Raw genomic sequence first — 12,958 nt, forward strand, 5'->3', positions numbered from 1 at the left:
AACACGTCCACCCGGGCTATTTGTTGACAATATTTTTGCCACTTTCAGAATTTGGGGCTTGGGGATTGGGGGTTGGGGATAGGGAATAAAGATTAGGTTTTAGAACTGCGTTATAAGTTTCTCGCTATCGCTCTCACCCCAGTCTCTCAGTTACCACTCTCCTAATTTGCCCTATCCCCTATCCCCTATCCCCTACCCTCTCCTCCATGCCTTGGTTTGTCAAAATTGAAACTGGAATCGTACCCAAGCCGGAATTCGATCGATATATTCCCGCGCACAAGGCTTACGTGCAGGATTTAATCGATCGGGGACACCACCCCAAAACTGGATATTGGGGCGAACGTGGGGGTGGGATGATGTTATTTAAGGCTGATTCTCTAGCTGAAGCGGAACAACTCGTCGCTGCCGATCCGCTTGTCAAAAACCATTGTGTCACCTATCAATTGCACGAATGGCGGATCGTTATGGGCGATTTAATGTGATGGCAGATACTTATAGTTTTTTAGTTACTAGTCGATTTAAAGCTCCCGCTATAGCTAAAATTGAAAATCCGTTGATTACATGAGGAGGAATAGAATTACCATTCCACTCATAAGAGAAAGTAAAAAGTACTGCTACTATTACGGCTGGTGCAGTTATCCAGAAACTCAATGATTCTGGTGGACGATCGTTCCGTGGCAAGTAAATACTTGCAGCAGTTACAGCAGTCCCGATTAAAGTAGCATAGTTGGAGCAAGTAGTAGCAGTATCTTCTAGAATTCTCCATTGAGTTTTTGGATCGTTACTTATAAAAAATCCGTACAAAATAAGAAGAACACCGATAAATCCCAAACAATTTATACTGGGTGTTGCTGCTTGATTAAGTATCTTTTTTATTGGTACTGTTTTTTTTGCTATTCTTTTTACTGAATCGGGTATTTTTTTTGCTGCAAACTCCCAAGATTCTCTAATAAAATTCTTTACTGGATCGAACATTCTTTCTGCTAGATTAAATACTTTTTATGCATGTGAACGTTAACGATGGTTTTGGCATAAATATTCTCAATTATTACTCAAAATAAGTCGCTCCCGCTTTCAACATAATTTAAATTGCAAGTCACTGATTTCAAACTATCGAATCACAGCAATACAATCGATCTCGACTAACACATCCTTGGGTAGCCGCGCGACTTCAACACAAGCACGAGCTGGCGCGGTGGCTTCATCAAAATAGCCAGCGTAGATCGCATTGACTTTGGCAAAATCATTCATATCTTTGAGATAGACACCCGTCTTGACAACATCTTCAAAAGTCGCACCTGCTGCTTTCAAAATTGCTGCCATATTTGCCAGTGCTTGCTCGGTTTGCTTGGCAACATCGCCATCATAAACTAATTTATTAGTAGCCGGATCGATCGCGATTTGTCCAGATACAAATACCATTCTGCCAGTGGCGACGATCGCTTGATTATAAGGGCCTACTGGTGCTGGTGCTAAATCGGTTTGAATGATTTGTTTAGTCATGTTTAGTTAATAACTGATGAATTTATTACGCAATCGAATTTTATCTCTTGCTGTCCTCATAGTCAAATTAAAGATCGACTATATAGATTTACATTGGCGTTGGTGCGTTACGCTTCGCAATAACACACCCTACGGCCTAATATTTTAATTTACCATCGGGATCGATCGGTGGAGGATTGTTATCTTCTTCAGCAACCTTCAAACCGACATCGACGGATTGTCCATATCTAATTGGTAGCTGAATTACTTTTGCTGGTTCCGATCGGGTTTGTCGATCGTTTTCAGGCATTTCGCCGCGCCGTCGCGCCGAGACGCGTTCTTCACTCGTGCCTTTACTAATTAACTCATACAAAACTGCCTGTTTGTCAGCCTTGCCTTTACGTAAAATTCGTCCCAATCTTTGGATATATTCGCGCGGTGAAGCCGTACCAGATAAAATTACGGCAATACTCGCAGCGGGGACATCGACGCCTTCATTTAATACCTGGGAGGCGACTAAAACATTATAAGTACCTTCGCGAAAATGGGTCAGAATTTGATGGCGTTCTTTGACGGGGGTATGGTGAGTAATTGCGGGAATTAATAGGCTTTGAGCGATCCGGTAAACTGTGGCGTTATCGCTGGTAAAAATTAATGTCGATTCGGGATAGTGGCGATCGAGTATTTCAGCGAGAATTCGCAATTTACCATTAGTTGATAGGGTGATTTCTTTGGCTTCGCGATGGGCTAACATCGCCCGTCTGCCTTCGGTCGATCGACAGCTAGCGCGGATAAACTTTTGCCAGCCATCGATGCTGCCGAATGAGATTTTTTGACTGCGTAGGAAGATATCCCGCTCTTCAATTAGTTTGTGATAGCGGCTGAGTTCTTCATCGCTTAATTTCACTTCAATTTGTTCGACGCGATAGGGAGCTAACGCCGAACCTGCAAGATCGGCGGCGGTTTGGCGATAGACTTCTTTGCCTAATAATTGTTCGAGATCTTGATGTTTACCGTCGCTGCGTTCGGGTGTAGCACTCAATCCCAAACGATAAGGCGCGATCGAATATTCAGCAACGACGCGATAAAAATCTGTCGGTAAATGATGGCATTCATCGCAGATTAATAGCCCATATAGATCGCCCAAAGATTCGATCTGAATTGCCGCACTATCGTAAGTCGAAATCAAAATCGGCGTTCGATCGCGCGAACCGCCACCCAGTAAGCCAATTTCGGTACCTGGAAAAGTTATCAATAACTGCGCGTACCACTGATGCATCAGATCGATCGTCGGTACCAGAATCAACGTGCTGCGGGGGGTAGCCGCCATTGCGAGCTGTGCTACTAAAGTTTTGCCCGCACCAGTCGGCAACACGATTACACCTTGTCTACCAGCGCGTTTCCAGGCTTGGAGGGCGGCGGCTTGATGGGGATAGGGTTCGAGGTTGAGCTGGGAATCTAGTTCGAGTGTGGCAAAGGCTTTGGCTTTGTCGATAAAATCTGTCTGCTCGCGCTGGAGGACTTCGACGAGATGGCGGTAGTTGTTGCCAGGAATCCGAAACTTCTCCACGCGATCGTCCCAAGTGGCATACTCCATCCAGCCTCTACCGCGTGGGGGTGGATGCAACAGCAAGGTGCCGCGATCGTAAGTGAGGGTTGGCACTCGCGCCATAAAGCCTGCATCAAATTGGTAGACACCCTATCCTAACGCAATCCTGGGCGTTAGGTGCGAGGCTTCGCGATCCTGAGTAGAATTACTCACGTATTGATTTACATTTGGATAGCTAATGAGATAGTATGTCAACAAGTTAGTTTTCAATTAAAGCATAAGTCTCGATCGATGAATAAGCAATTTAAACTTGGTCTCGGTATTGGCTCGATCGTTTTAGCTGGTGCAGTAGCCGCAAACATCAGCAAAATCGTTCAGCCGATTGTCACAACACTCAATGTCTCTCCAGCCAGCGCGCAAGCTCAAACTCTCAAGATTGTCTTCCCGACGCGATCGGGGGTGACGGATTTGCAAACAAAAGCTAAAGCTGTGACTACATTTCTTAGTAAAGAGTTGCAACAACCAGTCGAAGCAGTCTTTGGCGATGAGACGGCGGCGGTAGAAGCCTTACGTGCCAATCGGGCTGATGTCGCCTTCTTGGGCAGTCGTTCGGCACTCAAAGCCAAAGAGCTAGCAAATGCTAGTTTGTATTTAGCAGAAGTTCGATCGAACTATTCTGGCGGGCATACCTATAAATCAGTTTTTGTAGTGCCTAAAAATAGCGCACTCAAATCGGGACAGGGCAAAGGTACTTTGAGTCAACTTCAAGGCAAGAAAATGTCGTTTACGTCGCCCACTTCCGGATCGGGGTTTATTTTCCCTGTAGCGGAATTGGTACGACAAAAACTAGTACCCGATCGCGATCGCTTGAATGGTTTCTTCGGACAAGTCACCTATGGCGGTAGCTATGACAAAGCCCTCCAAGCAGTATTAAAAGGTCAAGCTGATGTGGCGGCAGTATCGGAGTATGCGTTGGGATCTCCTTACATCACGGCGGCTGAAGCTAGTAATTTGCGCGTAATATACAGCATCGCTGGCGTACCCGCTCACGGGATCTCGATCGATGATGATGTGTCCGCTAGCGATCGCAATAAGCTCATCGCGGCGATGCTGAAACTAAATCAACCTGCTAACAATCAATTACTTACTGCCCTCTACAACTCCACTAAACTGATCGAAGTTGATGGCGATGCACACTTGCAACCAACCAAAGTTGCACTTCAACAAGCCGGGATGAAACCTTAAGATAGTACTGAGTGGTTTGAGTCGATCGATTGTCAACTAAGCAACACTTAAGGGTTGGTAAGTTAACAATCGATCGATATGACAGGTTTACTAGTTTTGGAGTACGGTAAAAATTAAGTGAGTGAAATCAGTAGCCAGATCGAGATTGCCCCGGCAATAGTTTGTCAGTCAGTGGTGAGTCAGGCTAAAACTGGGAATAGACCGATCTTGGATGGGATCGACTGTCAGATTAAACGCGGTGAATTTGTCGCGATTCTGGGCTTGAATGGTGCCGGGAAATCTAGTTTGCTCAGAGCGATTGCGGGATTATTACCCATTAAATCGGGGCAAATTACCATTAATAATGTTCCCCTGACACGACGGAATCTCGCCCAGGCACGGCAACCGCTGGCGATGTTATTTCAGGGGGGCGGTTTAATTCCCCAACTGCACGCGATCGATAATGTGCTGTGTGGTAAATTAGGCGCATTTTCAGGATGGCAAACCTTGACGGGATTTCCGGAGCAAGAACGGCGTGCGGCTCTAGAATTGCTCGATCGATTGGGCATGAGTGACTTTGCGGATCGCCCGACTCGCCAACTGAGTGGCGGACAACAGCAACGAGTAGCAATTGCGCGGGCGTTAATGCGATCGCCGCAAATTTTGTTAGCCGACGAACCCGTAACGGGTTTAGATATTATTGCCATTCAACAGGTGATGAAAACTCTGGCTCATCTCCATCAAGAAGGGATGACAGTTGTCACTGTTTTGCACGATTTAGGATTGGCGAGTACTTATGCCCAGACTGCGATTGTTGTCGATCGAGGTCGAGTAGTCTATCATGGGAGCAGTCAAAATCTCAGCGCAAAATTCGAGCAATTAATTGAAAGCTAAGTACTGGAGTGGCACCATCCCAACCGCGATCGTTAAAATATTTATTTTCCTCACGATTATTATTGTCTATAGTTGGGCGTGGAATGGTTTACAAGTCGATCTCCAAGCTTTAAAAGATAGTGGTGCTAATATTGTCGATTTTATTTCGCGGTTATTTCCGCCCGATCTCTCGATTCTTGATGTGGCGTGGGCGAGATTATTAGAGACAATTCAGATGTCGTTGTGGGGCACGACAATCGGCGCGATAATTTCACTACCGATCGCAATCTTATCCGCCAATAATTTAGTACCGTGGTGGGTGCGTGGGTGTGCCAACTTTATCCAGAACGCCGTTCGATCGATCCCGTCAATTATTCTCGGCTTAATATTTGTCGCTGCGACTGGATTGGGCGCGCCAGCAGGCACTCTGGCATTGGGTATTTATACGATCGGTTATCTGGGCAAATTTTACCAAACCGCGATCGAGTCTGTCGATCGTTATGCACTAGAAGCACTGCAAGTTAGTGGTGCATCCTGGTTTCAAATTGCCCAATATGGAGTTATGCCCCAGGTGTTGCCGCTGTTGTGGGGTTATACACTATACATGTTTGAATATAATATTCGCGCCGCTTCTGTATTGGGAGTAGTAGGAGCTGGCGGGATTGGGTTTGAATTAGTCAACTACATTCGCGGATTTGAATACAATAAAGCGACGACGATGATGTTGGTCTTACTCATCGTCGTCACTTGTATCGATGTTGCCAGCAGTCAGTTACGCGCTCACTTAGAAAAAAAATAGGCGTTGCTAGATCGAAGTACGAACAGCTAGAAGAGGGAGGGGGGCGCAAAAAGTGCGATCTTGGGGTTTTCCCCGCTTGGGTATGGGTTACGGATGGGGAACCCACAAAGGCACACTCCGCTGTCTTGTCGTTTTCTTATTCGGGGGTTCCCCCCGAATAAAAACGCCGCAAGTCGAACACCTTTTCAAGAGAGCGTGCCGAGCTAACTAGCGTAAGTCGTGCTTTTGGCTATTTCTGTCAACCAGTCATTTTGGCTCACAGCTAAAGCAATTGCCAACCCAGCGGTACCATTCGCGAGAAAACCTTTTTCGGTAAATTTGTAATTAATATGATTGGCGATCGACCACACAAACACGGCGAATCCAATCGTCAGCAATAGCGTAATTACTACAGCTAATGACAGCACTTGGCTATCAGCTTGACTGGCATCAGCTACCCAAATTTTCGACCAATGCGATGCAATCGTCCAGATAAAGACTCTACTCACACAGCACAGATATGCACCAGTAAAATAAGCGATAATTCCAGGTATATATTCCATTTGCTGTAGCTAAAATACTTCATTATTTGTAGTAGATAAATATAATTATCTACTTAATAGTATTCCCTGCTTCCTGGTGACTATCGCCATCGATCGCGTTCGAGATCGTAGATAACCTTTTCCCAGTGCCAATCTGCCGACCGATCGGGATTTCTGAGTCGAGATTGCTGAATCAGCCGCTCGGCGGTCTTCCGATTACCGCCTAATAATTTTAATAATTTGCGCTCTAATTGCGGATGCTGCGGTCGATATTGTCGCTCGATCGGATTTCTTTTACCACCAATTTGTCTGTGGCGGCGTTGTTGCCAAGCGAAGAACAATAGACACAGACCTATAGAAATCGCGATCGCCGCACCAGTCATAAAAAGTTAAAGTTTTGCAGCTTGAGATGGACTACCAATGCAACTCTCAATGTAACAAATAATGCATACGTTTTCAATCAGTGGAAACACTGAGTGCGCTGTTGCATCTCGGCAGTTATACCATTAACGACAGATCCCCGACTTCTCAAAGAAGTCGGGGATCTAATCCCAGCCAAGATCTAAGTTTACTGAATTTATAGTCGATCGAATGCTGATAGAATAATTCGTTCGGTATCTGCCCAATTGATACACTTGTCCGTTACAGAAACGCCGTATTTGAGCTGCGAGAGATCGTCTGGAATCGATTGTCCGCCTTCATGGAGATTGGACTCCAACATCATTCCCACCATTGAGGTATTGCCGTTGACGATTTGTTGGATCGTGCTCTCAAAGACGATCGGTTGGAGGCGATAATCTTTATTAGAATTACCGTGGCTGCAATCGACGACGATGCGTGTTAGTAAATTCGCTTTTTTGAGTTCGGTTTCGGCGGCTTGCACGCTGACGGGATCGTAATTAGGTTTGCCTTCGCCACCGCGTAAGATGATGTGTCCGTAAGCATTGCCTCGGGTTTGAAAAACGCTGACTTTTCCCTGCTTATCGATCCCCAGGAAATGGTGGGGTTGTTGAGCCGATTGAAGCGCGTTCAAAGCGACTTTAACGCTGCCATCGGTACCATTCTTGAAACCGACAGGCATCGACAGGCCGCTAGCCATCTCGCGGTGGGTTTGGGATTCGGTGGTACGGGCACCAATAGCTGCCCAGGAAATCAATTCGTCGAGGTATTGAGGGACGATCGGGTCGAGGGCTTCTGTCGCTGTGGGTAAGCCGATTTCGGTTATTTTCAGGAGCAAATTCCTGCCAGTATATAAGCCTTTTTCGACATCGAAAGACTCATTCATATCTGGGTCGTTAATCAATCCTTTCCAGCCAACGGTGGTGCGGGGTTTCTCAAAATAAGCTCGCATGATGAGGAGGAATTTATCTTTAACGCGATCGGCTAAATCTTTGAGTTTGTAAGCGTATTCTTCGGCGGCTTTAACATCATGAATCGAACAGGGGCCGACGACTATGAATTTACGATTGTCTTGAAAATCCAAGATTTTTTGAATCTGTTTGCGATACTCAACAATGCGTTGTTCTAACTCTGGCGATAGGGGTAATTTTTCCTTAAGCTCTTTGGGCGTGATCAAGATTTTTGAGTAGTTGATATTCGCATCGCCGAGAATATTCGCATCCATGATATTTTCAAGGCTCTGGATATCCCGATCTGAGGTTTGATTTTGCATGAGTAAATATGTCGAGCTAGTGTGATTTTAGATGCTGATGAAGCGATGCTCTGTTTAGTTTGATGGCCGCAGGGGATCGGATTTGGAGTTCGCAGCTTACCCGCTTTAATTACTGCCGATCGTGTCAATCGCGCGATCGCTTAAGCGCGAGACAATCGATCGAATCTTAAGTAATTTAAATCTTGAAAAGTGAGTAAGCATCGACCGATCTACTGCCCGCCACGGGGCATTATTACTTGCTAGATTCTAAATCGATGCCAACTGTATAAGTACATGAGATCTTCAAATATTTTGGTTTAGTCGCGCCAAAGTGGCTAAAAACTCTGTTTTTCGCAGCTATTTTACGCCGTTCGCGAACGGACAGCCGATCTGCTTTCGTTAATTATAGCCAAAATCTGTGCGATCTGGCCAGATTTGGCTAACTAACTAGGTGCAGAGTTAAAATCGAGGTAATCGGCTCAATTGAGATCGAGATCGAAAATCGATTCACTCATCCCCACATCACATGTTTGCCACCAACGCGCCCACTCAACCCATTCATCCCGACAAGATTCGATCGAGTATCCAAGCTTTGCAGCCCCAAATCGTCGCCCTGCGGCGGCAACTCCACCAACAACCCGAGCTGGGATTTAAAGAACAATTGACGGCAGCGGCGATCGCCAAAAAGCTCACAGAGTGGGGGATTTCCCATCAAACGGGGATCGCCCAAACGGGGATTGTCGCGATAATTCAGGGGCGCAAAACGAGTCTGCGTCCGAAGACGCTGGCAATTCGGGCGGATATGGATGCACTGCCGATTCAAGAAGCCAATGATGTCCCCTACAAGTCCCAGCACGATGGGGTGATGCACGCCTGCGGGCACGATGGACATGTGGCAATCGCCTTGATGACGGCTCACTATCTATCGGAGCATCAAGATGATTTTGCGGGTACGGTCAAATTTATCTTCCAGCCCGCCGAGGAGGGGCCGGGTGGAGCCAAGCCGATGATTGAGGCTGGCGTGCTCAGTAACCCCGCTGTCGATGCGATTATCGGCCTGCATCTGTGGAATAACTTGCCATTGGGCACGATTGGGGTGCGCAGTGGGGCATTGATGGCAGCCGTAGAAAGGTTTACGCTGAAGATCCAAGGCAAAGGCGGACACGGCGCGATGCCGCACCAAACAGTCGATTCGATCGTCGTTGCCAGTCAAATTGTGAGTGCGTTGCAAACGATCGTCTCGCGGAATGTCAATCCGATCGATTCGGCGGTAGTTACCGTCGGGGAATTTCATGCGGGGACGGCGCGCAATGTAATTGCCGATACGGCCAGTTTAGCGGGCACCGTGCGCTACTTCAATCCCAATCTGGCCGACTTTTTTCACCACCGGATCGAAGCAATCGTCGCGGGGATCTGTGCCAGTCAGGGGGCAACTTATCAGTTGGACTACATTAAATTTTATCCACCCTTAGTCAACGATCCCCAGATGACCGAACTGGTCAGATCTGTAGCGACAGATTTGGTCGAAACACCACTGGGTGTGGTGCCGGAGTGTCAAACGATGGGTGGTGAGGATATGTCTTTCTTCTTGCAGCAAGTCCCTGGGTGTTATTTCTTTGTCGGTTCGGCCAACCCCGATCTCGCGCTCGCCTATCCCCATCACCACCCCCGCTTTGACTTCGACGAAACCGCTCTGGCTACTGGGGTGGAGATGTTTGTCCGGTGCGTGGAGAAGTACTGTCACTAACCCCAGGCGGAGGGTACCCACGAGGGGTACCCCTACAGATCTGTCTGTAGAAACCCAGATCTGTAGGTTGGGTAGAACGAATGTGAAACCCAACATCAATACAAGCGATCTGTGAGTGTGTTGGGTTTCGAGGCTCAACCCAACCTACATCTTACTGACATTAACCCCAGCCAGAGGGTACCCACAAGGCGCACCCTTAAATCTGTGCATTTACTACTAGTTACATCCTGTCGATCTACCAAAAGGTAGATACGCGATCGCCTAGCTATTTGCTAACATTGCCACAGCTTAAAACTAGAGATCTAGATCTGAATATTAACGAGGACAATCTCATGACGATCGAACGTGGTTCTAAAGTGCGGATACTCAGACCAGAATCTTACTGGTTTCGCGAAGAGGGCGTAGTTGCTGCGATGGATAAGAGCGGCATCAAATACCCCATCATCGTGCGGTTTGAGAAAGTAAATTATGCTGGCGTCAATACCAATAACTTTGGATTGCACGAACTGCAAGAGACAGCCGCACCCACCAAAAAATCTAAATCTACCGCCGCATCTGGTGGCAAACAAACCACGATCGAGCCAGCCACCCGCCGCACGGGTTCGGGCGCGATGGAATCGAATGTCACACCAGGCTCAGAGCCAGAATCGGCAGCGGTAGACAGTACTTATGTAGAAGGTTCGCCCAACCAAGGTACGGAATCTCGATAATTCAAGTTTGCGCGAGCGACAAAAGCCAAAATCTAGTCATAGGTAACGATAATTTAGCGATTATCGTTGCCTATTTTTGTATGCAGATCTATCTTTTGGTCGATCGGAGTCTGTCTTTAGAGGCTGGAAACTCTTGATTAGAAATGGCTACTATAGCTACGTACTAAGTATGAATTTAAAGAGCAATGATTAATTTAGTTCGATCGCTAAATAAGCTAAATCTGTCTGTGAAACTTAAATCGCTCGCGAGAGTGACTTTGAGTTTTTTCGCGGTCATCTTGTTAGTTACTACCACTGCATGTAACGGTACGAATTCCAGTCCAAACTCGACGGCAAAAGTAGATCCGCTCACCAATTCTAACAATCCACCTCCGGGCAAGGTGACTGAATTGTACGATCGGGTTCAGCCGGCTGAAGGTGGAATGAATAACTATAGCGACGTCGATCCCCGGATGGACAAGTCCGAAGCCAAAGCTAAAGCCGATCGCTTAATCGATAAAACCGACAAGCTCCAACGCGATGTCACCAATCCTTTCAAACAACTTGGCAAACAATTAGATGAAAAGGGTCTGCCCGAACGGATTGAAGATACCTCCAAACAAGTTACCCGCTCGGCCAAAGAAACTGCCGATGACGTAGCGAAAGGGACAAAAAGAGGCTATGGCAACCTCAAAGAAAATACTAAAACCTTCAAAGAAGATGTCAAATCATCGCTCGAAAATACTCAGCGAAGAGCAGAAGATCGAGCTAACGATCTTAAAGATACCGTTCGGAAAAATAGCTAAACCAGCATAGAGATCGTTAGAAAACATGATGCTTCAAACTGTTGGCGATTGCCGCGATCGTCAGTTATTAATTGCGGCACCACCCTTACCGGAATGCGAATTGAGCGCGATCGTGCCGGTTAAGGATGAAGCGCAAAACTTGAGAGAGACACTGACGGCACTAGCAACCCAAACCGATCTTCACGGTCGGCCACTCGACTGCCGTCGGTACGAGATTATTGTCTTGGCGAATAATTGCACCGATCGATCTGCCGCGATCGCGCGGCAGTTTGCCACGGCGCATCCTCAGTTGGTACTACACGTCGCCGAGCTACACCTGCCCCCTGCTAAAGCCTATATCGGCTACGTGCGCAAGTTGTTGATGGATGAGGCGTACCGCCGCCTGATGAGCTTGGGGCGCAGGCGGGGCATAATTGCTTCGACAGATGGGGATACCAAGGTCGCTAATACCTGGGTCGCCGCCACCATTCACGAGATAAATAGCGGCGTCGATGCTGTCGGTGGCCGGATTTTGACCGATCGCCACAGCCGTCATAAGTTACCGCCACAGGCGCGAACGTGGTTTTTGCAGGAGGTTGGGTATCGATCGTCGATCGCTCAAGTGGAGTCTCATCTCGACCCCGATCCCCACGATCCGTTGCCGCGTCACTTTCAGCACTATGGTGCTAGCCTCGCTGTCACTGTCGAAATGTATGCCAAAGCTGGGGGGCTGCCACCAGTCCGCACGCCTGAGGACGAAGCTTTTTATCAGGCATTAGTGCGGGTCGATGCGCGGTTTCGGCATAGTCCGCTCGTCCGCGTCACGACATCGGCTAGAGCCGCCGGACGCTCCCCCGTTGGGCTTGCCAATCAATTGAGCAAATGGACGCAGCTGTCGATCGGGACAGTCATGGAAGTCGAGCCAGCCACTGCCATCGTCGCGCGGTTGGGGTCGCGGCGCAAGCTCCGCCAGCTCTGGCATAAGCTGTGGGCGGGCTACCAGGTTTCTCACCAGGAGCTAGCACAATTGGCGACCAGACTAGGCGTGTCTCACAACTGGCTGCTAGCCGCATGCGATCGATCGCCTACGTTTGGCCGACTCAGTGAGTACGTCACCAAATATCAACAGCAAAATTGTCCGCAGCACTGGCAACCGATCGATATTCAAACGGCGATTAGCGATTTACGCCAACACATTGCCCGTTTCGATCGCCGCCCAATCTAGCAGCCAGTCAAGTTCGATCGGATCTTACCCTATTCTCTATTGGCTAATTTAAGATGCTTAACATGCTACTTCAAGACAAAAGTTCCGCCAGCCAGATCGAGATCGAAGATCTCGAAACTCTCTTCAATCCGCTCAGAAATGAGATTGAAGGGCGAATTCAAGAAGGTCAAGAAGAACAAGATCCCCAAGTTTTTGCCAAGCAAGATCTGACTTTTGCTTCCGGTGAGGATTTACCGCGTTGCTGGATCGATCCTAACTATCGCAATTAAATAAGATGCTAGTTTTGTAGCAATCGCCAAAGCGATATAGCGATTGAAATCGCTGCTTGTGATGCAAAGTCTGCCTGTCTTGACGCGCTAAACCGTCGGGACACCCGACGAGCGCGCGTCGCTACGCAGACTAATCAAAAAGCG

Annotated in this window: 15 protein-coding genes; 9 read left to right on the plus strand and 6 right to left on the minus strand. The window is 47.7% G+C overall.

Going from position 1 to position 12,958, the window contains the following annotated elements; genetic code table 11:
• The first annotated feature begins 206 nt into the window (after positions 1-206).
• Positions 207-482 carry a YciI family protein gene (locus tag RMO84_RS12820; protein WP_310488842.1) on the plus strand — a complete coding sequence of 92 codons (276 nt, stop codon included), beginning with the start codon at positions 207-209 and terminating at the stop codon, positions 480-482.
• A gap of 10 nt (positions 483-492) precedes the next feature.
• Here the strand turns inward: RMO84_RS12820 and RMO84_RS12825 are convergent, their stop codons facing one another.
• From RMO84_RS12825 to RMO84_RS12835, 3 genes are all read right to left on the minus strand, one after another.
• A complete protein-coding gene (locus tag RMO84_RS12825; protein ID WP_310488843.1) occupies positions 493-975 on the minus strand; it encodes a hypothetical protein in 483 nt (160 codons plus the stop codon).
• Positions 976-1,110: 135 nt separating this feature from the next.
• Positions 1,111-1,503 carry a RidA family protein gene (locus tag RMO84_RS12830; protein ID WP_310488844.1) on the minus strand — a complete coding sequence of 131 codons (393 nt, stop codon included), beginning with the start codon at positions 1,501-1,503 and terminating at the stop codon, positions 1,111-1,113.
• Positions 1,504-1,639: 136 nt separating this feature from the next.
• The gene (locus RMO84_RS12835) at positions 1,640-3,154 is read right to left on the minus strand and encodes a DEAD/DEAH box helicase family protein (protein ID WP_310488845.1); all 1,515 of its coding nucleotides are present in this window, start codon (positions 3,152-3,154) and stop codon (positions 1,640-1,642) included.
• A gap of 168 nt (positions 3,155-3,322) precedes the next feature.
• Between RMO84_RS12835 and RMO84_RS12840 the strand changes: the two genes are divergently transcribed.
• The 3 genes from RMO84_RS12840 to phnE all read left to right on the plus strand — a co-directional run bounded on the left by RMO84_RS12840 (position 3,323) and on the right by phnE (position 5,927).
• Positions 3,323-4,276 (plus strand): phosphate/phosphite/phosphonate ABC transporter substrate-binding protein, encoded by a 954-nt coding sequence (locus RMO84_RS12840; RefSeq protein ID WP_310488846.1) that lies wholly within the window; start codon positions 3,323-3,325, stop codon positions 4,274-4,276.
• Between the two features lie 144 nt (positions 4,277-4,420).
• A complete protein-coding gene (locus tag RMO84_RS12845; RefSeq protein WP_396135847.1) occupies positions 4,421-5,149 on the plus strand; it encodes a phosphonate ABC transporter ATP-binding protein in 729 nt (242 codons plus the stop codon).
• A gap of 16 nt (positions 5,150-5,165) precedes the next feature.
• Complete coding sequence (gene phnE / locus RMO84_RS12850; RefSeq protein WP_396135848.1) at positions 5,166-5,927, plus strand: phosphonate ABC transporter, permease protein PhnE; 762 nt, start codon at positions 5,166-5,168, stop codon at positions 5,925-5,927.
• Positions 5,928-6,130: 203 nt separating this feature from the next.
• Here phnE and RMO84_RS12855 read toward each other — a convergent pair whose 3' ends face one another.
• The 3 genes from RMO84_RS12855 to RMO84_RS12865 form a co-directional block, all read right to left on the minus strand.
• Positions 6,131-6,469, minus strand: coding sequence for a hypothetical protein (locus RMO84_RS12855; RefSeq protein ID WP_310488849.1), 339 nt, complete (start codon positions 6,467-6,469; stop codon positions 6,131-6,133).
• A gap of 80 nt (positions 6,470-6,549) precedes the next feature.
• Positions 6,550-6,831, minus strand: coding sequence for a hypothetical protein (locus RMO84_RS12860; RefSeq protein ID WP_310488850.1), 282 nt, complete (start codon positions 6,829-6,831; stop codon positions 6,550-6,552).
• 194 nt (positions 6,832-7,025) lie between these two features.
• Complete coding sequence (locus RMO84_RS12865) at positions 7,026-8,072, minus strand: 3-deoxy-7-phosphoheptulonate synthase (protein WP_396135849.1); 1,047 nt, start codon at positions 8,070-8,072, stop codon at positions 7,026-7,028.
• A gap of 553 nt (positions 8,073-8,625) precedes the next feature.
• Between RMO84_RS12865 and RMO84_RS12870 the strand changes: the two genes are divergently transcribed.
• From RMO84_RS12870 to RMO84_RS12890, 5 genes are all read left to right on the plus strand, one after another.
• Positions 8,626-9,846 carry a M20 family metallopeptidase gene (locus tag RMO84_RS12870; protein WP_310488852.1) on the plus strand — a complete coding sequence of 407 codons (1,221 nt, stop codon included), beginning with the start codon at positions 8,626-8,628 and terminating at the stop codon, positions 9,844-9,846.
• A gap of 332 nt (positions 9,847-10,178) precedes the next feature.
• Positions 10,179-10,556, plus strand: coding sequence for a photosystem I reaction center subunit IV (locus RMO84_RS21365; RefSeq protein ID WP_396135846.1), 378 nt, complete (start codon positions 10,179-10,181; stop codon positions 10,554-10,556).
• A 257-nt stretch (positions 10,557-10,813) separates the two neighbouring features.
• Positions 10,814-11,341, plus strand: a complete 528-nt coding sequence (locus RMO84_RS12880; RefSeq protein ID WP_310488853.1) for a hypothetical protein — start codon at positions 10,814-10,816, stop codon at positions 11,339-11,341.
• Between the two features lie 25 nt (positions 11,342-11,366).
• Complete coding sequence (locus tag RMO84_RS12885) at positions 11,367-12,545, plus strand: glycosyltransferase (RefSeq protein ID WP_310488854.1); 1,179 nt, start codon at positions 11,367-11,369, stop codon at positions 12,543-12,545.
• Positions 12,546-12,598: 53 nt separating this feature from the next.
• The gene (locus RMO84_RS12890; RefSeq protein WP_310488855.1) at positions 12,599-12,814 is read left to right on the plus strand and encodes an acetyltransferase; all 216 of its coding nucleotides are present in this window, start codon (positions 12,599-12,601) and stop codon (positions 12,812-12,814) included.
• The last annotated feature ends 144 nt before the right edge of the window (positions 12,815-12,958 follow it).

It is taken from the genome of Chamaesiphon sp. VAR_69_metabat_338 (assembly GCF_031423935.1).
GTDB lineage: Bacteria > Cyanobacteriota > Cyanobacteriia > Cyanobacteriales > Chamaesiphonaceae > Chamaesiphon.

Excerpts from the sequence above, each read along its gene's own strand:
- RMO84_RS12820 (WP_310488842.1), top strand. The coding sequence starts at position 207 with ATGCCTTGGTTTGTCAAAATTGAAACTGGAATCGTACCCAAGCCGGAA.
- RMO84_RS12825 (WP_310488843.1), bottom strand. The coding sequence starts at position 975 with ATGTTCGATCCAGTAAAGAATTTTATTAGAGAATCTTGGGAGTTTGCA.
- RMO84_RS12830 (WP_310488844.1), bottom strand. The coding sequence starts at position 1,503 with ATGACTAAACAAATCATTCAAACCGATTTAGCACCAGCACCAGTAGGC.
- RMO84_RS12835 (WP_310488845.1), bottom strand. The coding sequence starts at position 3,154 with ATGGCGCGAGTGCCAACCCTCACTTACGATCGCGGCACCTTGCTGTTG.
- RMO84_RS12840 (WP_310488846.1), top strand. The coding sequence starts at position 3,323 with ATGAATAAGCAATTTAAACTTGGTCTCGGTATTGGCTCGATCGTTTTA.
- RMO84_RS12855 (WP_310488849.1), bottom strand. The coding sequence starts at position 6,469 with ATGGAATATATACCTGGAATTATCGCTTATTTTACTGGTGCATATCTG.
- RMO84_RS12860 (WP_310488850.1), bottom strand. The coding sequence starts at position 6,831 with ATGACTGGTGCGGCGATCGCGATTTCTATAGGTCTGTGTCTATTGTTC.
- RMO84_RS12865 (WP_396135849.1), bottom strand. The coding sequence starts at position 8,072 with ATGGATGCGAATATTCTCGGCGATGCGAATATCAACTACTCAAAAATC.
- RMO84_RS12870 (WP_310488852.1), top strand. The coding sequence starts at position 8,626 with ATGTTTGCCACCAACGCGCCCACTCAACCCATTCATCCCGACAAGATT.
- RMO84_RS21365 (WP_396135846.1), top strand. The coding sequence starts at position 10,179 with ATGACGATCGAACGTGGTTCTAAAGTGCGGATACTCAGACCAGAATCT.
- RMO84_RS12885 (WP_310488854.1), top strand. The coding sequence starts at position 11,367 with ATGATGCTTCAAACTGTTGGCGATTGCCGCGATCGTCAGTTATTAATT.
- RMO84_RS12890 (WP_310488855.1), top strand. The coding sequence starts at position 12,599 with ATGCTTAACATGCTACTTCAAGACAAAAGTTCCGCCAGCCAGATCGAG.